At 67.8% G+C, this 21,354-nt stretch carries 22 protein-coding genes and 1 tRNA gene; 11 read left to right on the forward strand and 12 right to left on the reverse strand.

Annotation, left to right across the window (positions count from 1 at the left end):
* The first annotated feature begins 333 nt into the window (after window positions 1–333).
* From lepB to IFJ75_RS06425, 5 genes are all read left to right on the forward strand, one after another.
* Entirely contained in the window at window positions 334–1,113 is a 780-nt protein-coding gene (lepB, locus tag IFJ75_RS06405; protein ID WP_263973042.1) for a signal peptidase I, read from the forward strand.
* Window positions 1,113–1,826 (forward strand): ribonuclease III, encoded by a 714-nt coding sequence (gene rnc, locus IFJ75_RS06410; protein ID WP_207931779.1) that lies wholly within the window; start codon window positions 1,113–1,115, stop codon window positions 1,824–1,826. The genes lepB and rnc overlap by 1 nt, the downstream gene beginning before the upstream one ends.
* Window positions 1,827–1,831: 5 nt before the next feature.
* The gene (era, locus tag IFJ75_RS06415; RefSeq protein ID WP_207932501.1) at window positions 1,832–2,782 is read left to right on the forward strand and encodes a GTPase Era; all 951 of its coding nucleotides are present in this window, start codon (window positions 1,832–1,834) and stop codon (window positions 2,780–2,782) included.
* A 28-nt stretch (window positions 2,783–2,810) separates the two neighbouring features.
* The gene (locus IFJ75_RS06420; RefSeq protein ID WP_207931780.1) at window positions 2,811–4,076 is read left to right on the forward strand and encodes a serine hydrolase domain-containing protein; all 1,266 of its coding nucleotides are present in this window, start codon (window positions 2,811–2,813) and stop codon (window positions 4,074–4,076) included.
* A 72-nt stretch (window positions 4,077–4,148) separates the two neighbouring features.
* Window positions 4,149–4,223, forward strand: a tRNA-Arg gene (locus tag IFJ75_RS06425).
* A gap of 46 nt (window positions 4,224–4,269) precedes the next feature.
* Here IFJ75_RS06425 and IFJ75_RS06430 read toward each other — a convergent pair.
* The 3 genes from IFJ75_RS06430 to plsY form a co-directional block, all read right to left on the reverse strand.
* Window positions 4,270–5,151 (reverse strand): helix-turn-helix transcriptional regulator, encoded by an 882-nt coding sequence (locus IFJ75_RS06430; RefSeq protein ID WP_207931781.1) that lies wholly within the window; start codon window positions 5,149–5,151, stop codon window positions 4,270–4,272.
* Window positions 5,152–5,263: 112 nt separating this feature from the next.
* Complete coding sequence (gene dprA, locus IFJ75_RS06435; RefSeq protein WP_207931782.1) at window positions 5,264–6,343, reverse strand: DNA-processing protein DprA; 1,080 nt, start codon at window positions 6,341–6,343, stop codon at window positions 5,264–5,266.
* Window positions 6,340–6,978, reverse strand: coding sequence for a glycerol-3-phosphate 1-O-acyltransferase PlsY (plsY, locus tag IFJ75_RS06440; protein ID WP_207931783.1), 639 nt, complete (start codon window positions 6,976–6,978; stop codon window positions 6,340–6,342). The genes dprA and plsY overlap by 4 nt, the downstream gene beginning before the upstream one ends.
* Window positions 6,979–7,123: 145 nt before the next feature.
* Here plsY and IFJ75_RS06445 point away from each other — a divergent pair, with 145 nt between their 5' ends.
* On the forward strand, window positions 7,124–8,038 hold the full coding sequence (locus IFJ75_RS06445) for a glycerophosphodiester phosphodiesterase family protein (RefSeq protein WP_207931784.1): 915 nt from the start codon (window positions 7,124–7,126) through the stop codon (window positions 8,036–8,038).
* Window positions 8,039–8,219: 181 nt separating this feature from the next.
* On the opposite strand, the gene pyrC is transcribed toward IFJ75_RS06445, so the two are convergent.
* The 4 genes from pyrC to ruvX are packed head-to-tail and all read right to left on the reverse strand — an operon-like array spanning window position 8,220 to window position 11,897.
* Window positions 8,220–9,497 (reverse strand): dihydroorotase, encoded by a 1,278-nt coding sequence (pyrC, locus tag IFJ75_RS06450; RefSeq protein WP_207931785.1) that lies wholly within the window; start codon window positions 9,495–9,497, stop codon window positions 8,220–8,222.
* Complete coding sequence (locus IFJ75_RS06455) at window positions 9,494–10,474, reverse strand: aspartate carbamoyltransferase catalytic subunit (RefSeq protein ID WP_207931786.1); 981 nt, start codon at window positions 10,472–10,474, stop codon at window positions 9,494–9,496. Before IFJ75_RS06455 ends, pyrC begins: the two co-directional genes overlap by 4 nt.
* A gap of 23 nt (window positions 10,475–10,497) precedes the next feature.
* Window positions 10,498–11,427: an AEC family transporter gene (locus IFJ75_RS06460; protein WP_318781081.1), complete on the reverse strand. Its 930-nt coding sequence runs from the start codon at window positions 11,425–11,427 to the stop codon at window positions 10,498–10,500.
* Window positions 11,418–11,897: a Holliday junction resolvase RuvX gene (gene ruvX, locus IFJ75_RS06465; RefSeq protein ID WP_207932502.1), complete on the reverse strand. Its 480-nt coding sequence runs from the start codon at window positions 11,895–11,897 to the stop codon at window positions 11,418–11,420. The genes IFJ75_RS06460 and ruvX overlap by 10 nt, the downstream gene beginning before the upstream one ends.
* Window positions 11,898–12,017: 120 nt before the next feature.
* Here ruvX and IFJ75_RS06470 point away from each other — a divergent pair, with 120 nt between their 5' ends.
* The 3 genes from IFJ75_RS06470 (at window position 12,018) to gatA (ending at window position 14,430) form a co-directional block, all read left to right on the forward strand.
* The gene (locus IFJ75_RS06470) at window positions 12,018–12,587 is read left to right on the forward strand and encodes a hypothetical protein (RefSeq protein WP_207931787.1); all 570 of its coding nucleotides are present in this window, start codon (window positions 12,018–12,020) and stop codon (window positions 12,585–12,587) included.
* Between the two features lie 74 nt (window positions 12,588–12,661).
* Window positions 12,662–12,949, forward strand: a complete 288-nt coding sequence (gene gatC, locus IFJ75_RS06475; protein ID WP_207931788.1) for an Asp-tRNA(Asn)/Glu-tRNA(Gln) amidotransferase subunit GatC — start codon at window positions 12,662–12,664, stop codon at window positions 12,947–12,949.
* A 2-nt stretch (window positions 12,950–12,951) separates the two neighbouring features.
* Window positions 12,952–14,430, forward strand: coding sequence for an Asp-tRNA(Asn)/Glu-tRNA(Gln) amidotransferase subunit GatA (gatA, locus tag IFJ75_RS06480; RefSeq protein WP_207931789.1), 1,479 nt, complete (start codon window positions 12,952–12,954; stop codon window positions 14,428–14,430).
* Between the two features lie 31 nt (window positions 14,431–14,461).
* Here gatA and IFJ75_RS06485 read toward each other — a convergent pair whose 3' ends face one another.
* Window positions 14,462–15,793 carry a glycoside hydrolase family 1 protein gene (locus tag IFJ75_RS06485; RefSeq protein ID WP_207931790.1) on the reverse strand — a complete coding sequence of 444 codons (1,332 nt, stop codon included), beginning with the start codon at window positions 15,791–15,793 and terminating at the stop codon, window positions 14,462–14,464.
* 132 nt (window positions 15,794–15,925) lie between these two features.
* Complete coding sequence (locus tag IFJ75_RS06490; RefSeq protein WP_225897024.1) at window positions 15,926–16,261, reverse strand: hypothetical protein; 336 nt, start codon at window positions 16,259–16,261, stop codon at window positions 15,926–15,928.
* A gap of 96 nt (window positions 16,262–16,357) precedes the next feature.
* Between IFJ75_RS06490 and gatB the strand changes: the two genes are divergently transcribed.
* Window positions 16,358–17,866 (forward strand): Asp-tRNA(Asn)/Glu-tRNA(Gln) amidotransferase subunit GatB, encoded by a 1,509-nt coding sequence (gene gatB / locus IFJ75_RS06495; protein ID WP_207931792.1) that lies wholly within the window; start codon window positions 16,358–16,360, stop codon window positions 17,864–17,866.
* Window positions 17,867–17,985: 119 nt separating this feature from the next.
* Here the strand turns inward: gatB and IFJ75_RS06500 are convergent, their stop codons facing one another.
* The 3 genes from IFJ75_RS06500 to IFJ75_RS06510 form a co-directional block, all read right to left on the reverse strand.
* Window positions 17,986–18,408, reverse strand: coding sequence for an RcnB family protein (locus tag IFJ75_RS06500; protein ID WP_207931793.1), 423 nt, complete (start codon window positions 18,406–18,408; stop codon window positions 17,986–17,988).
* 189 nt (window positions 18,409–18,597) lie between these two features.
* Complete coding sequence (locus IFJ75_RS06505; protein WP_225897025.1) at window positions 18,598–19,704, reverse strand: RcnB family protein; 1,107 nt, start codon at window positions 19,702–19,704, stop codon at window positions 18,598–18,600.
* A gap of 186 nt (window positions 19,705–19,890) precedes the next feature.
* Complete coding sequence (locus IFJ75_RS06510; RefSeq protein WP_207931794.1) at window positions 19,891–20,412, reverse strand: RcnB family protein; 522 nt, start codon at window positions 20,410–20,412, stop codon at window positions 19,891–19,893.
* A 190-nt stretch (window positions 20,413–20,602) separates the two neighbouring features.
* On the opposite strand from IFJ75_RS06510, the gene IFJ75_RS06515 reads away from it, so the two are divergent.
* The gene (locus IFJ75_RS06515; protein ID WP_207931795.1) at window positions 20,603–21,325 is read left to right on the forward strand and encodes a glutathione S-transferase N-terminal domain-containing protein; all 723 of its coding nucleotides are present in this window, start codon (window positions 20,603–20,605) and stop codon (window positions 21,323–21,325) included.
* Window positions 21,326–21,354: the final 29 nt, after the last annotated feature.

Raw genomic sequence — 21,354 nt, forward strand, 5'->3', positions numbered from 1 at the left:
CAACCGCGCGAAGCGGTCGGGGACCGGGCCTTCTCAACGATGAGCGAAGAACACAAGCCGCACGACCAGGAAGCCCCGGAAACGGCCGCGGAAGCCGAGGCGGCTTCTGTCGCTGCAGCCCCGGTCGAAACCGTGTCGGACGATCAGGTCGAGGCTGTCGAGGCCGCGGCGCCCGAAGGCGTCGTCGAGGACCTGGAGCCTGTCGGCGCCGAGCCTGTGGGCGAGACCACCGCTGCCGCCGCTGCTGTGACCAGCGCTGAAAGGCGCCCGATCTGGAGCGATCACGGCGACGCCCCGTTCGAGGACGACGAAGCCGCCTCCAAAAAGGAAAAAATGCCCAAGGCCGCCCGTGTCGACGATCCTGAAGAACGCTCCGCCGGCAGCGAAGGCCTTGAGATCGTCAAGACCGTCGTCTTCGCCCTGCTGATCGCCTTCGTCCTGCGGGTGCTGCTGTTCCAGCCCTTCACCATCCCGTCGGCCTCGATGGAGCCCAACCTCTATGAGGGCGACTACATCGTCGTGTCCAAGTGGTCGTACGGCTATTCCAAATATTCCAGCGGCCTGCCGATCAATCTGCCGATCGGCGAGGGGCGACTCTTCGGCCGCGTGCCGAACCGCGGCGACATCGTCGTGTTCAAACTGCCGCGCGACAACAAGACCGATTACATCAAGCGGGTGATCGGCCTGCCCGGCGACAAGATCCAGATGATCGCCAACAAGCTCTACATCAACGGCGCGCCGGTGCAGGACGCCGTGGTGTCGAGCACCGAGGTCGCCGACGCCTGGGGCGCCCGCGCCGCCACCGAGGTCCGCGAGACCCTGCCCAACGGCAAGACCTTCATGACCCAGGACTTCGGTCCCGGGAACGATCTGGACGACACCCCGGTCTATGAGGTGCCGACGGGCTACTACTTCATGATGGGTGACAACCGCGACAACTCGATCGATAGCCGTGTCGAACAGTCATCGGGCGTGGGCTTCGTCCCGGCCGAGAACCTGGTCGGCAAGGCCCAGATCATCATGTTCTCGTGGAAGCCCGGCGCCAGCCTGTGGAATCCGATCAGCTGGTTCTCGAAGATCCGGCCTAGCCGCTTCTTCCACCTTCTCGACTGATGGCGAATTCAAGGACAGAGGCGGTGGCCGAACTGGTCCGCCGGCTCGGTCACGATTTTCGCGACCTGCGTCTGCTTGACCGGGCCCTGACCCATGCCAGCGTCGGCGAAGGCGTCGCCCCGCAGACATCGAAGGCTCCGCGCGACAACGAGCGGATGGAGTTCCTGGGCGACCGGGTGCTGGGCCTGCTGGTCGCCGACCGGCTGCACACGGACTTCCCCGAGGCCGACGAAGGCCAGCTGTCCTCGCGCCTGCATACGCTGGTGGACAAGCACGCCTGCGGTCGCGTCGGCGCGGCCTTGGGCATCGGCGAAGCCGTGCGCCTGTCGCCGGGCGAGACCAAGTCGGGCGGCCGCCGCAAGGAAGGCGTCATCGCCGACGCCGTCGAGGCCGTTCTGGCGGCCGTCTATCTGGACGGCGGGCTGGACGCGGCGCGCAAGGTGTTCGAACGCGCCTGGGCCGAGGAACTGGCCCGTCCGCCCGAGCGCGCCCTGACCAATCCCAAGTCCGCGCTCCAGGAATGGTCGCAAGGGCAGGGGCGACCCCTCCCGTCCTATGAAATCACCGGCCGTTCCGGCTCGGACCACGCCCCCACCTTCACCGTTCAGGTGTCGGTGCCGGGGATCGAACCCATATCCGCCTCCGGACGTTCGCGTCAGGATGCGGAAAAGGCCGCCGCGGTGGCCATGCTGCAACGAGAAGGCGTCATTTGACCGACATCACCGAACTGAACCCCAATTCCAAGGCCGGCTTCGCTGCCATCATCGGCGCGCCCAATGCGGGCAAGTCGACGCTGGTCAACCGGCTGACGGGGTCAAAGGTCTCGATCGTCACCCAGAAGGTGCAGACGACCCGCTTTCCCGTGCGCGGCATCGCCATCCAGGGCGACGCCCAGATCGTGCTGGTCGACACGCCCGGGATCTTCACTCCGCGCCGCCGGCTGGACCGGGCCATGGTCGCCTCGGCGTGGGGCGGCGCCTCGGACGCCGACGTCGTCGTCCACCTGATCGACGCGCCGTCGCACATCGCCTCGGAAGGCAAGGACGGCACCCCCGCCGACCGCAAGTCGGCCGAAGACACCGAGACAATCATCGAGAACCTGAAGTCCTCGGGCTCCAAGGTCATCCTGGGCCTGAACAAGATCGACGGCATGCGCCGCGACACCCTGCTGGCCCTGTCGCATCAGCTGTTCGAAACCGGGGTGTACTCGGAGGTCTATATGATCTCCGCCGAGACCGGAGACGGCGTCGACGATCTGAAGTCGCGTCTGGCCATGTCCATGCCGGCGGGCCCCTGGCTGTATCCCGAGGATCAGAGCGCCGATGTGCCGATCCGGGTTCTGGCCGCCGAGATCACGCGCGAGAAGGTCTATCTGCGTGTCCATGAGGAGCTGCCCTATTCGGCGGCGGTTGAGACCACGGCCTTTGACGAAAAGGCCGACGGCTCGGCTCGTATCGAACAGACCATCTATGTCGAGCGCGAGAGCCAGCGGCCGATCATCCTCGGCAAGGGCGGCCAGACCCTGAAATGGATCGGCCAGAAGTCGCGTGAGGAGCTGACCGAACTGCTGGATCGCCCGGTCCATCTTTTCGTCACCGTGAAGGTCGATCCCAAGTGGCAGGACAGTCGGGCCCTCTATGCCCAGTTCGGTCTGGAGTACGACGTCTGATCGGACGTCTGGTTTTCAAGGTTCGCGTTTGTTTATCGTCCCAAAGACCGCCGGCGGTCCGCCCCGGCTGCTGATCGGCATTCTGGCCCTTCTGATCCTGGCGCTGCTCGCAGCCGGGGGCGTGGTGCTGGCCCGGGGTCACGGCAAGCCGGAGACCGTCCATCAGAAGATCGCCCAACTGCCGCTGCGCCCGCCTGTGGTGGTGGTCGAGGACCTGCCGCACCTGAAGGCCGCGCTGGACGCCCAGCCGCGCTTCATGGGGGCGGTGTTGGTGGCGAAGGGCGACCGGGTCCTGTTCCGTCAGGCCTATGGCCCCGCCGACGTCTCCAGAGGCGAGCGCTCGACCATCGAGACCCGCTACCGCCTGGCTTCGATCAGCAAACAGTTCACCGCCGCCGCCATCCTGAAGCTGCAGGACGAGGGCAAGCTGACCATCAATGACGCGGTGTGCAAATGGATCCAGCCGTGTCCGGCCGCCTGGGCGCAGATCAAGATCCACCACCTGCTGTCCCATACCTCGGGCATCCCCGACCTGATGGCGCGGCCCTACTGGGGCATGCGGCGGGTGACGCCGGCGACGTTGGATCAGCTGACGGAGGATTCGAAGCGCTTCCCGCTGCGGTTCGAGCCGGGCGCCAAGGTCTCGTATGACAACGCCGGCTTCAACCTGGCCGCCGCCATCGTCGAGAAGGCCAGTGGCATGCCGTACGAGACCTATATGCGCACGGCCATCTTCGAGCCGCTGGGCATGACCCGCACGGGCCTCGGCGACGCGCCCGACGTGGCCATGGGCTACGCCAACTATCCGTCGGGCCTGGCCGCCCAGACCATTCCGAACGTCAGCATCGTGATCGGCGCGGGCGCCATCTATTCGACCCTGGACGACATGCTGGCCTGGGAGCGCGCCCTGCACCGGGGCCATGTGCTGACGCCCTTCAGCTATGGCCAGATGCTGGCCGACCACGCCCCGGCCGATACGCCCGACGAGCGCGGCCGCACGCGCCGTACCTGGGGCTATGGCATCTTCACCAAGCGGCTGGGCGAGATGGTCTCGCCGTCCTTCGAGGACCTGCAGATCTATCACACCGGCAGCTGGTCGGGCTTCCGCAACCTGATCACATACCAGCCCGACTCCGATGTGACGGTGATCGTCCTGTCCAACAACTATCACCAGCGGGATCAGGTCTTCCTGATCGCGGAACAGGCGATGGCCGAGGCTCTGGGGCGTGAGTTCCCGAGGTCCGGGTCGCCAGTGCGCGCGGCGGTCAGAGGAGCGCTGGCGCGTCCGGATTGAGGGCGTTCTGTCCGCAAATCGGCGCTTGGGCGGGCGCGCGAGACTTTTGCGCCAGCGTGCTAAACTCGGCGCGCCAACGTGACGGAATAGGTAGACGTATCGCGACAGCGATCCCCTTGGGTGCAGGTTCAAACCCTGTCGTTGGCGATGGCGACGCCCTGCAAACTCGCCAACCCGCCCGGACCGATCGGCCTCACCAGACCCTGTCGCCGGCCGCGCCCCGCCGCCTCATGCCCGGATGAACGAGGGCGGCGCAGTTGGTGACGAAGGCCGACCGCAGGGCTTCGGGGATGACAGGGAACGCCTGCGTCTCGCCGTTGAAGATGAAAGACACCGGCTCGCCGCGTCCCAGCGGCTGGAGCACCTCGTCGGCGATCGCAAACTTGTACCCGAGAGTCGGCCCGGTCGCGGATGCGACCGCCGTTGGAGGGCCGACCCGGTCGACGGTTCCGATCCGCATCGTCAGGTCGGGTTGAGGCCAGGACGGCTGAGGCGCGAAGCCGCGCACTGTGAGGCTCATCGAAATGTCCCTGCAGGACAGGATGACCTGGGGGACGAAGACACCCGCCCGCCCGTCAGGCGAGGGTATAAGGTAGGTGATCGCCGGGTAGCGGGAATCAGCCGTCACCGCCTGCCAACTCGGGCCTGTCTCAGCCAGGTTCGGCAGGGGCATCGGCATGCGCACGGGGCCCTCGGGGCGCGCCTGCGCTCCAACCCACCAGGTCGCGACGGCGACCAGCACCAGAATTCCGGACATCACGATCAGGCTCCCGACCAGCCATCGTCCTGCGCCCGTCGCAGGCCCCCGGCGGCGACCCGGATGCGGGGCGTCGGGCGCTGGCTCAATCCCGAAAAACTTGGCCCGATTTTCCTGTGAGGTTTGCGGGCCGACCAGACGCGCGAGTTCCCGGCTGCTGACGGCCCCCGTCTTGCGTCGCGCCGACCGCAGCCGCTCGTTGACGACATTGACGGACAGGCCTTCGGCGCTCGCGATGGTCTTGGCGGTATGTCCCTGGGCCAGGAGCGTCAGCAGCCTGCGCTCCTGTTCCGTCAGTCGGTCGAGTGAAGAGGTCATGATCCACGGGTGAAGGTCTGTCGGCCCGTTCTGGGGGAGCCAGGCGCGGGGCTCAACCGGTGATCGCGGGAGGCGGCCTCCGATTTATTTGTGAGCGCCTCGGGGCGGGCGGCTAAAGGCTCGCGAGCCCGCCCGGCAGCAGGGTCGCCCGACCGGCCAGACTGAGCTCCAGCAAAGCCGCCGCGACATGGCTGACCGGCGCCCCGCAGGCTCTGGCCAGTTCGTCGCGCGGTGTCGGCGTCGGGGAGAGCAGGGCGGCGACGCGGTCGATGAGGGCCTGATCGACCTCGCCCGGCATGTCTTCGAAGGCGTCGGCGGGGGGCTCGGACAAGGTGCGCAGGGTCTCGAAGGCGCGGCGGACGTCGTCGATGCCTTCGCACAGGATAGCGCCCTGACGCAGCAGTTCGTTGGGGCCCTTCGAGCGCGGATCCAGCGGTGACCCCGGCACGGCGAAGACGTCGCGGCCCTGTTCGGCGGCCAGCCGGGCGGTGATCAGGGAGCCGGACTTGAGCTCGGCCTCGACTACGATGATGCCGCGCGAGAGGCCGGAGATGATGCGGTTGCGGCGCGGGAAGTCGCGCGCCTGGGCCCGGGCGCCCATGGGGCTTTCGGAGACGACGCAGCCGCGCTCGACGATCTGGTCATAGAGGCCGGCGTTGTCGGGCGGATAGACGTCATCGACCCCGCCGCCGAGCACCGCCACCGTTCCGGTCTCCAGCGACCCGGCATGGGCCGCCGCGTCGATGCCGCGCGCCAGGCCCGAGACCACGACGAACCCGGCCTGACCCAGGGACTGCGACAGACCACGCGCGATTCTCTGGCCGCCCGCCGAGGCGATGCGGGCGCCGACGATGCCGACGGCCTCCTTCGACAACAGGGCGACGTCGCCGAGGGTCCACAGCAGAGGCGGGGGCGGATCGACCGCCGCCAGCATCGGCGGATAGTCGGCGTCGCCGAAGACCAGCAGGCGTGCGCCTTTCTTCTCGCCCGCGGCCAGCTCGGCTTCGATCCGGTCGGTCGGGGGCAGGGCGTATCCGCTCGAACCGCCCTTGCGCACCAGATCGGGCAGGGAGTCCAGCGCACGGACGGCGCTGCCGAACCGTTCCAGCAACTGACGGAAGGAGACCGGCCCGACGCGGTCGGCGCGGGCGAGACGCAGGCGGGCGAACCGTTCTGCGTCGGAGAGGCTCACGCCTTCTTCGCGCCGATGCGGGGTTCCGCCCCCTTGAGCAGCCGGGCGATGTTCTCATGGTGGCGAACCCAGATCAGGGCCGCGGTCACCACCGACAGGATCAGGATCGGCTGGCCGACCGGCAGGCCGAGCGCCGCGATGGGCAGGACCGCATAGACAGGCGCCAGCAGGGACGCGATCAGCGCCGCCAGAGAGGAGTAGCGCAGGGCGAAGGCCACGATCAGCCAGGTCGCTCCGGCCATCAGGCCCAGGGGCCAATGGGCGGCGATCAGAAGGCCGAAGAAGGTCGCGACCCCCTTGCCGCCCTTGAACTTCAGCCAGACCGGGAACAGGTGACCTATGAAGGCCGCGCCGCCCGCGATGGCGCCCGCCAGCTCGGACCCGAACAGCCAGCGCGCGATCAGCAGGGCCGCGGCGCCCTTGCCGGCGTCCAGCAACAGGGTGGCGAGGGCCAGGTCCTTGCGGCCGGTGCGGAGCACATTGGTCGCGCCGATATTGCCCGAGCCGATGTTGCGCACGTCGCCGGCGCCCGCGGCCCGGGTGATGACCACGCCAAAGGGGATCGAGCCCAGCAGATAGCCGCCGATCGCCACGAGGGCGAGCGAGCCCAGAGCTGGCGCTACGAGATCCTGCAAGGTGATTCGCTCCCGAAATCGTGTTTGGCGGACGATGCGTCGCGACTTCCGTGACGGCAAGCGGTTGATCGTTCCGGGTTGTGAAACCTTGTCTTGACCTGGCCGGGTGTTGCGGATTTGGTCCGCCCGCCTGTGGAGTTCGCGCATGATCCGTTCCCTTTTCGCCGCCGCCGCTGTCGCGGCTCTCCTGACCGGATGCGCCGCCACGCCGCGCGCCGGATCGTCGGAGCCGCATCTGGCCGCCTGGTTCGACTGTGTGCGCGACGGCGGGATCGTCATCTCGGCCCACCGGGGCCAGTCGGCGGACGATCAGCCGGAGAACTCCCTGGCCGCCATCCGCGCCACGGGCCGGGCCATTCCGAATGCGATCGTCGAGATCGACGCCGTCCTGACGAGCGACGGCAAGCTGACCCTGATGCATGACGACACGATGGACCGGACCACGACCGGCCACGGCAAGGTCGCCGAACTGACCCTGGCCGAGGTCAAGGCGGCCCGGCTGCGCGCGCCCGACGGCCATCTGACCGACGAGGCGCCGCCGACCCTGGCCGAGGCCCTCGCCGCCGCCGGGGAGGTCCAGGGCATCGCCAGCATCGATCTGAAGCCGGCCTCGGAGGCCGCGACCCTGACCCTGGCCCGCGCGGTCATCGACGAGGTCCGTCGCGTCGGCGCCGCCGACCGCGTCATCCTGATCACCTACAGCCCCGAGACGGCCCGCGCCGTCGCCGATATGGCGCCGGAGATGATGATCTCGGCCGGGGTCAAGTCGGTCGCCGAGCTGGACGGGCTGCGCCGCCCGCATATCCTCGCCTGGACCGGCGCGGGACGTCCCAACCCGGCCCTGTGGGCCGAGATGAAGGCTGTCGGAGTCGAGGCCCAGTTCGGGACGCTGGGCGGCTCGGATCGGGCGCTGGATCGCGTCTATGCGGCGGACGGCGACGTCAGCGAATACCGCGGCCTGTTCGATCAGGGCGTGACGGTGATCGCGACGGACACGCCGCTGGCGGTGAAGTCGGTGCTGGGCGCGGAAGTGGCGAAGGCGGAGACGTGTAAGCGCTGATTCCCTCTCCCGGCGGGAGAGGGCTTGAGCGCCCGGAAGCGAAGCGGCCGGTCTTGCGCGAAAGGGTGAGGGGTGCCCGCCCACCATTCAACGCCAGCCCCTCACCCTTTCGGCTTCGCGCATCGCTGCGCTCTGCGAGCCTAAAGCCCTCTCCCGCTGGGAGAGGGTAGCCAAACGTGGGTTAGAATACCCGTCTACCCCCGACCCACGTCCCCAGAACCTTGCCCTGAAGCATGCGTCCGTCGAAGGGCGAGTTCTTGGACTTGGATTTGAGCTTCGCGGCATCCACCACCACCGGGGCGTTGAGGTCGAACAGGACGAGGTCGGCGGGGGCGCCCTTGGCCAGCACGCCGCTCTCCAGACCCAGCAGGGACGCCGGTCCGTGGGTCAGGGGCCGCAGGACGTCGAGCAGCTCCAGCCCGTCCTCGTGGTGCAGCATCAGGGCCGCCGACAGCAGGGTCTCCAGACCCACGGCGCCCGGAGCGGCCTCGCCGAACGGACGGCGCTTGTCCTCGGCCGGGGCCGGGGCGTGGGCCGAGGTGATGACGTCGATCAGGCCGTCGCGCACCGCCTCGATCAGGGCCTGACGGTCGCTCTCGGGCCGCAGCGGCGGGTCGAGCCGGTAGAAGGTCCGGTAGTCGCCGATATCGATCTCGTTGAAGCACAGGTGGTTGATCGACACCGAGGCCGCGACCTCCAGTCCTTTCGCGCGGGCCCGGGCGAGGGTCTCCAGCGCGCCGGCGGTCGAGATCTGATCCACCAGGAAACGGGCGCCGGTCTGTTCGACCAGAGCCAGGTCGCGTTCCAGCTGGATGCGTTCGGCGATGGCGGGGGCGCCGGAGAGGCCCAGACGCGTCGCCAGCTCGCCCGAGGTCGCCACCGCGCCCTCGGTCAGCCACGGATCGGCTGGACGGCAGGCGATCAGGGCGTTGAAGGCGGCGGCATAGCTCATCACCCGCTGCAGGGTGCGGCTGTTGGCGATGACCTTGTCGCCGTCGGTGAAGTAGAGGGCGCCGGCCTCGTCCATCAGGCCGATCTCGGCCATGCGCTGGCCGTCGCGGTTCTTGGTCGCCGCGCCGGCGGCGAAGACGTTGACCAGGTTCAGGGCCACGCCGCGACGCTGGATGAAGTCGACCATGGCCGGGTCGTCGACGGCCGGGTCGGTGTCGGGCTGGATGACGATGGTCGAGACCCCGCCAGCCGCCGCGGACAGACTGGCCGACTTCAGCGTCTCCTTGGGCTCGGCGCCCGGTTCGCCGGTCTTGACCCGGATGTCGATCAGGCCGGGGGCCAGGCATTTGCCGCCCGCGTCCACAACCTCGATCCCGGCCGGGACCTGGGTGGCGGCGCCGCGCACGACCTCGAGAATCCGGCCGTCCTCGATCAACAGGGCGCCGGGGCCGGCATAGTCGGTGGCCGGGTCGAGCAGGCGGGCGTTGAGAATGGCGACTGCGCTCATCGGGCGGCTCCCCGCAGATTGGCGAGGGAGGCGAGGATGGCCATCCGGGCGGCGACGCCCATCTCGACCTGATCCTGAATGAGCGAGACCGACAGGTCGTCGGCGACGTCGGAATCGATCTCGACGCCCCGGTTCATCGGGCCCGGGTGCATGACCCTGGCATGGGGCAGGGCCCAGGCCAGCTTCTCGCGGTCCAGACCCCAGAAGCGGAAGTATTCGCGCGTCGAGGGGACCAGCGCCCCCTCCATCCGCTCAAGCTGCAGGCGAAGCATCATGACCACGTCGCAGCCCTGAAGCCCTTCGCGCATGTCGTGGAAGACCTCGCAGCCCCAGCGGTCGGCGTCGCCGGGCACGAGCGTCGGCGGGCCGATCAGACGGACGCGGGCGCCCATCATCGACAGCAGGATGACGTTAGAGCGGGCCACGCGGCTGTGGGCGATGTCCCCACAGATCGCAATCGTCAGGCCGCCGACGTCGCCGAAGGCGCGGCGCAGGCTGAGGAGGTCGAGCAGGGCCTGGGTCGGGTGCTCATGACGGCCGTCGCCGGCGTTGACCACCGCGCAGCCGACCTTCTGGGACAATAGGGCCGCGGCGCCGGACGAGGCGTGGCGGATCACCAGAATGTCCGGCTTCATGGCGTTCAGGGTCACCGCCGTGTCGATCAGGGTCTCGCCCTTGGCCACCGAGGAGGCCGAAACCGGCATGGTCACCACGTCCGCGCCCAGCCGCTTGGCCGCTATCTCGAACGAGGAGGAGGTGCGGGTCGAGTTCTCGAAGAAGATGTTCACGACCGTGCGGCCGTGCATCAGGTCCAGAGATTTGGCCGACTGGCGGTTGAAGTCGACGAAGGCGTCGGCGAGGTCCAGCAATCCGAGCGCGGCGGGCGGGTTGAGATCGCCGGCGGACAGGAAATGCGGGGAAGGGAACGGGATCAGGCGTTCGGAGATCAGGTCGGTGACGGTGGCTGAATCGGTCATCGAGGCCCGCCTGTAACGCAGTCCTACGTCAGATGATAGATGAACAGCAGCAGAGGGATCATCAGGGCGCTGATCACCATGGTCAGGGCGATGATCCCGGCCATCAGGGGGGCGTCGCCGCCCATCTGCCGCGCCAGAAGATAGGCCGCCGCCGCGCCGGGGGCCGCGCCGCACAGCATGGCCACGCCCTGGGCCAGATGGTCGCCGCCGAACAGGATGCACAGGCCCCACATCAGCGGCGGCATGATGATCAGCTTGACGAAGGAAACGCCGGCGATGGTCACCCGGCGCCGCGCCACCTCGGCGAAGCTGAGGCCCGCGCCCGCGATGATCAGGCCGGTCGGCAGGGCGGCCGAGCCCAGCAGCTTCAGCGTCTCGGTGACGCCCGGGATGAAGGGCACGCGCGCGAAGTTGAGCGCCAGACCGATCAGGCAGGCCAGCAGGATCGGATTGGCCAGCATGGCCCTGATCAGGGCCAGCGGCCGCATGCCGCGCTGATCCGCGCCCCAGCGGGCGAGGACGGCGACGCAAAGGATATTGGTCACCGGGATGATGCTGGCGATCATGACGGCGGCGAGGGCCAGGCCCTTTTCGCCGAACGCCGCCTGGATGACCGGCAGGAAGACGAAGCTGTTCCAGCGGATCGTGCCCTGGAAGACGCTGGTGTAGCCGGGCCCGTCGATCTTCATGAAGGGCTTGGCCGCGAAGGTCCCGATGGCCACGATGATGACCGCCGCCACCGCCGCGCCCGCCGCCGCCCCGGCCCCGCCGCCCGACATGTCCGCGCCCCAGATCGAGGGGATCAGGAAGCCGGGGTACATGAAGTTGATCGACAGCTTCTCGATCGGCCGCCAGGTCGCGTCGGGCAGGAAGTCCGATTTGCGCAGGCCATAGCCGAGGGCGATCAGGACAAAGACCGGCATGACGCCGGCCACCATGGGGATCAGACCCATGTCGCCTGATCCCTGACACGGTCCAGCGCGCCCTGGAGGATCCAGGCGGCGGCGGTGCGGTCCACGACGCCGGCGCGGCGCTTGCGGCTGAGGTCGAGGTCCTCGATCAGGAAGCGCTCGACGGCGGAGGTCGACAGCCGCTCGTCCCAGAAGGCGACGTTGACCGGCTGGATGCGATCCAGATTGCGGGCGAAGGCGCGGCAGGACTGGGCGCGCGGCCCCTCGGTGCCGTCCATGTTCATCGGCAGGCCGATGACCAGGGCCGAGACATTGCGGCCGTTCATCAGCTTGATCAGCCGCTCGGCGTCCTGGGTGAATTTCGTCTTGCGGATCAGCTCCAGCGGGCTGGCGATCATGCGCGAGGTGTCGGAGGCGGCGACCCCGATGGTGTTCTCGCCGAGGTCCAGCCCCAGCCAGGGCGTTCCGGGCGGGCAGGCGGCGGGCAGGTCGAGAAGGTCGAGGACGGGCACGGGCGCTGCATAGGGCAGGCGAGGCCGAATGTCGAAGGCAGAGGCGGTCTGGATCGATACGGGCCCTGCATTGGCAAACCGGCGTTCCGCGCGCATGGTCAAGCTTGGGAGGACTTCAACATGAATAAGACGCTGCTCACTGCTGCCGTGCTCGTCGGCGCCGTGTCCCTGTCGGGCTGCGACCGCCTCGGCGCCGCCTGGACCGCATTCAATGCTCCGAAGGCGCAGGCGCCGGCCGCGACGCCGGGCGAACCCGCGGCTCCGGCTCCCGCCGGCTCGACCGCCGCCCTGACCGCGAGCGGACACGGCCTGCCGGTCAAGGCCCTGCCGGACGCGAACCTCCAGTCCTACGCCTCGGTCGTCGAGGTCCACGATCTGGCCCAAGCCACCAGCATGGACGGCAAGATCTTCGGCGTGGCGGGCGGCGACCCGGCCATGAACGGCGAACAGACCTATATCGCCTTCTACCGCAACCCGGCCGAGGGGTGGTGGGTCTACCAGATCGGCGACTTCCTCTCGTTCAAGGTGCTCAACCAGTCGGCCGGACGGGTCGATCTGGAGGTCGAGGAAAGCACGATGGATGAGGCCACGGGCACTATCGGCAAACGGACGCGCCGCATGATCGTCGGCTTCACCGTCGCCCCGCACGAGGAGCAGCCGGTCATGCTGGAGATCACGCCGGCGACCTGATCGCCTCAATCCTTGTGAATCCGGTTCCAGCCCGCTAGTCACCGCCCCTTGCACTTTGACTATCGGAGGGCCGCATGGCCATCGACGCCGCGACGGTGCGCAAGGTCGCCCACCTCGCCCGCATCAAGACCCCTGAAGACCGGCTGGAGCCGCTGGCCCAGCAGTTGAACGGCATCATGGCCTGGATCGACCAGCTGAACGAGGTCGATGTCGAGGGCGTCGAGCCCATGACCTCGAACGTCGCCCAGCCCCTGCGTCTGCGCGAAGACGTCGTCACCGACGGCGCCAAGGTCGACGCCGTCCTGTCGAACGCCCCGAAGTCGGCGGACGGCTTCTATGTCGTGCCCAAGGTGGTCGAATAGTCATGAGCGACCTGACCAAACTGACCCTCAAGGGCGCAGTCGACGGCCTGAAGGCGAAAGACTTCTCCTCCGAGGAAATCACCCGCGCCTTCCTGTCCAACATCGAGGCCGCCAACCCGACCCTCAACGCCTATGTCGAGATCACCGCCGACAAGGCGATCGGCATGGCCAAGGCGTCCGACGCCAGACTGGCTGCGGGCGAGGGCGGCGTGCTGGAAGGCGCGCCCCTGGGCATCAAGGACCTGTTCTGCACCGACGGCGTCCAGACGACCGCCGGCTCCAACATGCTGCGCGGCTTCGTGCCGCCCTATGAATCGACCGTGACCGCCAATCTGTGGCGCGACGGGGCGGTCATGCTGGGCAAGCTGAACATGGACGAGTTCGCCATGGGCTCGTCGAACGAGACCTCGGCCTTCGGTCCGGTGGTGAACCCGTGGAAGTCCAGGGGCTCCAACGCCGACCTGACCCCCGGCGGGTCGTCGGGCGGTTCGGCCTCGGCCGTCGCGGCCGACCTGTGCCTGGCCGCCACGGCCTCGGACACCGGCGGTTCGATCCGCCAGCCCGCCGCCTTCACCGGCACGGTCGGGATCAAGCCGACCTACGGCCGCGCCAGCCGCTTCGGCATGGTGGCCTTCGCCAGCTCGCTGGATCAGGCCGGTCCGATCGCGAAGACCGTCGAGGACGCGGCCCTGCTGCTAAACTCGATGTGCTCGTTCGACGTGAAGGATTCCACCAGCCTCGACGTCCCGACCCCCGACTGGACCCAGTCGGTCGGCAAGTCGGTCAAGGGCCTGCGCATCGGCGTGCCCAAGGAATATGTCGTCGACGGCATGCCCGCCGAGATCCAGGCCCTGTGGGACCAGGGCATCGCCTGGCTGAAGGACGCCGGCTGCGAGATCGTGCCGATCAGCCTGCCGCACACGAAGTACGCCCTGCCGGCCTATTATATCGTCGCCCCGGCCGAGGCCTCGTCCAACCTGGCCCGCTACGACGGCATGCGCTTCGGCCACCGCGCCGAAAACACGACCAGCCTGACCGACCTCTATGAGACCTCGCGCGCCGAGGGCTTCGGCAAGGAGGTCCAGCGCCGCCTGACCATCGGCGCCTATGTGCTGTCGGCCGGATTCTACGACGCGTATTACGTCCGGGCCCTGAAGGTCCGCCGCCGCATCGCCGAGGACTTCGACAATGTCTGGGGCCAGGTTGACGCCATCGTGACGCCGTCCACCCCCTCGGCCGCCTTTGCCATCGGCGACAAGGAGGTCGATCCGGTCCGGATGTACCTGAACGACGTCTTTACGGTGACGACCAACCTCGCGGGCCTGCCCGGCCTGTCGGTGCCTGCGGGCGTCGACTCCAACGGCCTCCCGCTCGGCCTGCAGGTCATCGGCAAGGCGCTGGACGAGGCGACGGTCTTCCAGGTGGCGGCGGCGCTCGAGAAGGCGGCCGGCTTTACCGGCAAGGCGGAGAAGTGGTGGTAGGTGACTTTCCTCTCCCTCTGGGAGAGGGGTCTTAGATCAAATTCGCCTTCGCGATCCGGCCGAGATGCAAGGCGCTCGGCCGGGGTTTGCGTTCGAACGTCACCCGATCCACCGCCGACAGGCCGAACGGCATGGAATAGCCCGAGGTCCATTCGAAATTGTCGATCAGCGACCAGTAGAGGTAGCTGTGCACCGGTATGCCTTCGTCGAGGCAGTCGCGGACCCCGTCGAGGGCGGCGTCGATGAAGGCGATGCGGCGGGCGTCGTCGGCGACGGCCGTGCCGCTTTCGGTGACATAGATGGGCTTGCCGACGGCGGCGTGAGCCCAGCGGATCGTGTTCGCCAGCGCCTGCGGATAGAATTCATAGCCTGACATCGTCAGCTCCGCGCCCGGCGGCGGGGGCAGGACGCCGTCCTCGCCGACCGTGAAGCGGGTGTAGGTCTGGACCCCGAAGACGTCGGCGTGGCTGCGCGCCACGGCGATCCAGTCGCCGTAGAGTTTCTGGCGATACAACTCGACCAGATCGGGCCGGCCGGGCGACTGGATGTCCTGTGTCGTCAGGGTGATGCCGACCGGCAGGTCGGGGCGGATCGCCTTGATGGCGTCATAGGCCTTGCGATGGGCCTCCTGCATCAAGGGGCCCGCAACCGCCGCATCGGCGAAGGCGAGGCGGGAGAAGCGCGGGGAACCGGTCGCCTTGGCCGCCGCCGCGATGGCCGCCGCGACCGTCGTTTTCGCCGCCACTGTCGAGGGCATCATATCGACCAGCAGGCGGATATTGGCCTCGTTGAAGGTGGTGACGATATGCATCCAGTCGCCCAACCGCTCGACCACCTTCGCGCAATAGCGGGCGAAGAGATCGGGCGAATCCGGCGCCTCGAACCCGCCGCGCTTGGCGAACCACAGGGGCGTGGTGAAGTGGTTCAGGGTGATGACGGGTTTGAGCCCGCGCGCCACGCAGGCGTCCAGCATCCGGCTGTAGTGATCCAGTTCGGCGTTGGAGAAGACGCCCTCGCTAGGCTCGATCCGGGCCCATTCCACGCCGAAGCGGTGGCAGTTGAAGCCCAGGGCCTGGGCAAGGGCGAAGTCCTCGTCGAAGCGGTGGTAGCTGTCGCAGGCGTCGCCCGAGCGTTCGCGGAACATGCTGGGCTGGAGGTTCTCCATCAGCCAGGCGTCGGCGTTCGTGTTGTTCCCCTCGCTTTGATAGGCCGAGATGGCCGTGCCCCAGAGGAAGCCGGGCGGGGCGGGCTTGCGACGTCTTTGCGGGGTCTGGGCTGCCGTGGGAGCGGCGCTCGCGGCGACAAGGCCCGCGCCTCCGGTCGTCAGCAGGCGGCGACGTCCGATACCGGCCTTGTCGTCCATGTCATCCTCCCGGCGGCCTCTGATCGGGCGGCTCGAGCGCGACGATAATCCTGGTCAAGGAGTCAGTAAAGTGATCCGAAAGCCGGCCCGGAGCGCGAAACGACGCGGCTCCGGGCCGTTCGGGTAAGTCGTTCAGTGGGCCGGCAGGGCCTTCAGGTCGGCGTCGATGGCCGCGATCAGCTCGTCGGTGATGTGGCCCTCGGAGTAGGGGGCGACCTGACGGAAGGTCATGCCCTTGAACTGCGAATAGGCGGGGTGTTTTTCGACGCCCGGCAGGTGCTTCTGGACGACCGCGTTGGTCACCGGGTCGTTGATCAGCGCCTCGATCGGGCTTTCGATGGTGGGATGGGCGACGTGGGCCGCCGGGGCGGGCGCCGGAGCCGGGGCAGGGGCGGGAGCCGTTTGGGCCGAGGCGGCGCCGGCGATCAGCAGGGTGGCCGCGGTGGCGGCGAACAGGGTCTTGAGCATCGGAATCTCCATGAATGCGCGCCAGATGAGCGCGGTTTGGCGACAACCTCAAGACAACCTCTTTCTCCCCGCGCCCGACGGCGCTAGGACGACCGGATGACCGACACGACCACTTCTTCCGCGAAAACGATTCAGGGCCGGACCGGGCCCTGGGAACTCGTCATGGGGCTGGAAATCCATGCCCAGGTGGCCTCGAAGGCCAAGCTCTTTTCCGGCGCCGCCGTGGGCTTTGGCGCGGGTCCGAACGAGCAGGTGTCGCTGGTCGACGCGGGCTTCCCCGGCATGCTGCCGACCCTGAACGGCTATTGCGTCGAACAGGCGGTCAAGACGGGTCTGGGCCTGCGCGCGAAGATCAATCTGAAAAGCCAGTTCGACCGCAAGAACTACTTCTATCCTGACCTGCCGACAGGCTATCAGATTTCCCAGCTCTATTTCCCGATCGTGGGCGAGGGCGTGGTCGAGGTTGAGGCCGAGGACGGCTCCTTCTTCAACGTCGGCATCGAGCGCCTGCACCTGGAACAGGACGCGGGCAAGCTGATCCACGACCTGTCGCCGACCGAGAGCTTCGTCGACCTGAACCGCGCGGGCACGGCCCTGATGGAGATCGTGTCGCGTCCGGACATCCGTTCGCCGGAAGAGGCGGTCGCCTACGTCAAGAAGATCCGGACCATCCTGATCTATCTGGGCACCTGCGACGGCGACATGGAGAAGGGCAACCTGCGCGCCGACGTCAACGTCTCGGTCTGCCGTCCCGGCCAGTACGAGAAGTTCAAGGCGACGGGCGATTTCTCGCATCTCGGCACGCGCTGCGAGATCAAGAACGTCAACTCCTTCCGCTTCATCTCCCAGGCCATCGGGGTCGAGGCGCGCCGTCAGATCGAGATCCTCGAGGACGGCGGCAAGATCGATCAGGAGACCCGTCTCTACGATCCGACGAAGAACGAGACCCGCTCGATGCGGTCCAAGGAAGAGGCCAATGACTACCGGTACTTCCCCGACCCGGACCTGCTGCCGCTGGAGATCGAACAGGCCTGGATCGACGAGATCAAGGCGGCCCTGCCGGAGCTGCCGGACGACAAGCGCCGGCGGCTGATGAGTCAGTACGGCCTGTCGCAGTACGACGCCGTCGTCCTGATCTCGGATCAGGCCAAGGCGGATTACTTCGAAGAAGCCGCGAAGGGCCGCGACGCCAAGCTGGTGGCCAACTGGGTGACCAATGAGCTGTCGGCCCGTCTGTCGGCCGACAACCTCGAGTTCGACGCCAGCCCGCTGCCGGCGGCCTATGTCGCCGAGCTGGTGGCCCTGATCGAGGAAGGCGTGATCTCGTCGAAGATCGCCAAGGAAGTCTTCGACCACGTCTGGAATGGCGAGGGCTCGCCCCGCGCCGTCGTCGAGGCGCGCGGCCTTGTGCAGGTCAACGACACCGGCGCCATCGAAAAGGCCGTCGACGAACTGATCGCCGCCAACCCCGACAAGGCCGCCGCCGTCGCCGAGAAGCCCCAGGCCCTCGGCTGGTTCGTCGGCCAGGTCATGAAGGCCACCGGCGGCAAGGCCAACCCGGCTTCGGTCAACCAGATCCTGAAAGCGAAGCTGGGCCTCTCCTAGAGGCGCTAACGCGCGCGACGCGGTCGCGCGCTGCTTGAGCGTTTCGCGTCCGGTGACACAATGAAAAGCCCGCCCGGATCGCTCCGGGCGGGCTCTTCTTTATACGGCGTGTGAGGCCCTTAGTTGCTGAGCAGCGAGATGATCACGCCGGTCGCCAGGGCCGCCAGGACGATGTCGCCCGTGTCGGTCCGGTAGTAGCCGTAGCCGCGCGGCGGAGGGGCGTAGCCGTAGCGGTTGTAGTCGCGGATGTACCAGTTCGAACGGTACTGATAGGGCAGGGTCCCGCCGCGGTAGTAGCGACGTTGGTCGTAGCGGTAGTCCTGACGCTGGTCGCGGGCATAGCGGCGGTCGTCGTTGTAGCGCTCGCGGTTGGTGTAGCGCCCGCCGTCGTAGCGGTTGCGGTCGGCGCGGCGCTCGTTGCGCTCATAGCGGCCGTCGTGGTCACGGTCGCCGCGATACGACTGGGCCGAGGCGGCCATGGGCGTAGCGACGACGGCGAGGGCGGCGGCGCCCAGGGCGGCCAGCTTGATGATCTTCGTCATGACGTGTCTCTCCTTGTGAGACTGCCGCGGGGGCGGCGTGAAAACCCGACATGATGAAGAAATAGGATTCCCAGCCTGAACCGCGCCTGAACGACGCTGTCAGGGTTCAGGGTTTTACCTGATATGAAAACGGCCCCTCCGCGAGGAGGGGCCGTCGTCATTCTCAGGGCTAGAAATGGACCAGCGCCCCTACCAACGCCAGGCGTTGCGGATCACGTCGATGATATAGCCGTCATACTCGTCGATCAGATAGATCGAGTTGTCGACATAGACCCAGCGGGTGCCCTCGGGCGGATAGCCCAGGCCATAGGTCCGGTAGTCATTGATGCTGTAGCGCCAGAAGACCGATGGCAGGTACTGGCCGACGTAGAACTGCTGGCCGTAGTAGCTGCGCGGGACGCTGTAATAGCCGTAGCCCGGAGCGAAATAGAAGCCGAAGCGGACACCGTTCCAGCCGCGGAAACGGCTGTCGTTGCGCCACCAGTCGTCACGATGCGAGCGGCTCCAGTTCTGCTGCCAGCGGTTGGAGTCGAAGCGGTTGCGGTACTCCTGACGCTGGCGGTCACGGTCGCGGTTGTCGGGCCGGCCCTGGTTGCCGTTCCAACCGCCGTTGTTGTTGCCGTTTCCGGGACGGCCCTGATCCGGGCGACCCTGATCCGGGCGACCCTGATCGGGACGACCGCCGTTGCCGTTCCAGCCGCCGTTGTTGTTGCCGTTTCCGGGACGGCCCTGATCCGGACGACCCTGATCGGGACGCCCGCCGTTCCCGTTCCAGCCGCCGTTGTTGTTACCGTTGCCGGGGCGACCCTGATCCGGGCGCCCGCCACTGCCGTTCCAGCCGCCGTTGTTATTGCCGTTGCCGGGGCGGCCTTGGTCAGGACGGCCCTGATCCGGACGATCCGGACGGTTCTGGCCGCCGTTCCAGCCGCCATTCTGGCCGCCGGAGGGACGGTCCGGACGCGAGGGCTGCTGGGGCTGAGGCTGCTGCGGTTGTGAGGGGCGCTCGGGGCGCTGCCCGCCGTCATTCCGGCCGCCGCCGTCGTTGCCGCCGCCCCGGTCAGGACGGTCGCCGGAGGGTTCGCGGCCCCCACGGTCCCCGCTGTCGGGGGCGGACTGCTGGCGGTTGCCGCCACGGTCGCCGTTGTTGTCGTTGCGCCGGTTGGTGTCGCGCTGCGGCTGACGGGCGGTGTCCTCCTGGCCGCGATCGCCGCGGTCCTGGGCCAGGGTGGCCACGGGCGCCAGCGCCGGGGCGGCGAAGGCGGAGATGGCGGCGAACACCATCAATGTGCGTTTCATGGTCGTTATTCCCCGCACGCCCCTGATGGGCGGCTCGTGGTCAATTTCTTATTTCGTCGATGAACCCTGTCTGAATGAAAACGGACCTCAAAGTGAAGTCTGCGTAATGAATCGCCGATCTCTGACCATGAAAAAGGCCCCGCAGGCCAGTCGCCTGCGGGGCCGTTCTTCGATCTGGGGTCAGGACTAGTAGACGCCGGACAGAACGCTGGCGATCAGGCCCGTGGCGACGGCGATCATCACGATGTCGCTGCCGGCGTGGACATAGGCATAGCCGCGCGGGGCCGGACGCAGGCCATAGACGTACGGGTCACGCACGTAATAGCCGCGGTAGGCCGAGGGCAGATAACCGCCCCGCTGCCAGCGATAGCTGCTGTAGCGCGGATCGACGCGGTAATAGCCGTAGCTCGGCGCGTACCAGTAGCCGCTGCGGTAGCCGCGATAGTCGCGGAAGTCGTTGCGGTTGCGGTACCAGTCGCGATTGTTGCGGTCCCAGCGCTGGTCCTGACGATAGTCGCGGCGGTCGTCACGACGGTCGTAGCGGCCATCCCGGCGGTCATCGCGGCGGTCGTAGCGGTCGTCGCGCCGATCGTCCCGACGGTCATGGCGATAGTCAAGGCGGCCGTAGTTCTGCGCCTGGGCGGCCAGGGGGGCGGCGGTGGTCGCGACGGCCAGGGCCATGACGGCCGCCTTCATCAGTCGGTTCATCTTCATGCTCCTTGCTCTGGGTTGCGACGGACAGTCCGTCTTGCCCCGTTGAAGATGGCTAACGGTCGCGCTCCGCGGATGAACTCGCCCTGAACGCGAGTGTCAGGTTTCAGAAGCGACACAGTTGCGCCTTGCGCCGCCACGCCCCAGATCGGTTGCGGGGGCGATCCGGCCCGCTGGAGGCCGCCGCATGACCCGTCCCATCGAGCTCTGGTACTGGCCCACGCCCAACGGCTGGAAGATCTCTATCGCTCTGGAGGAGATGGGCCTGCCCTATGAGGTCAAATACGTGAACATCGGGGCCGGCGAGCAGTTCACGCCCCAGTTTCAGGCCATCAGCCCGAACGGCCGGATGCCGGCCATCATCGACCCGGACGGCCCCGACGGCCTGCCGCTGTCGATCTTCGAGTCGGGCGCCATTCTTCAGTACCTCGGCGCCAAGACCGGCCAGTTCTACGCCACCGACCGCCGGCACAAGGCCGAGATCGATCAGTGGCTGTTCTGGCAGGTCGGCGGCCTGGGCCCCATGGCCGGCCAGACCCATCATTTCCGCCAGTACGCCCCCAGCATGATCAAGGACCAGCGCCAGATCGCCTATGGCGTTCGCCGCTATACCAACGAGACCAACCGCCTTTACGGCGTCATGGACAAACGGCTGGCCGACCGACCGTATCTGGCGGGCGCCGACTACACCATCGCCGACATGGCGGCCTGGCCGTGGATCCTGCCGAGCCTGCAGGGCCAGAACCTCGACGACTTCCCGAATCTGAAGGCCTGGGTTGAGCGGGTCGGGGAGCGGCCGGCGGTCAAGGCGGGTCGGGCGCTGGGAGAGGAGATGCGCAAGAATCTGGCTGCCTCAGGCGCGGCGGCCGAGGAGGCGCGCAAGGTCCTGTTCGGCCAGAAGGCGCGATAGGGGGGGCTGGCACTGAGCTCTCCGGGCCG

This window comes from Brevundimonas goettingensis, assembly GCF_017487405.1.
GTDB classification, from domain to species: Bacteria; Pseudomonadota; Alphaproteobacteria; order Caulobacterales; family Caulobacteraceae; genus Brevundimonas; species Brevundimonas goettingensis.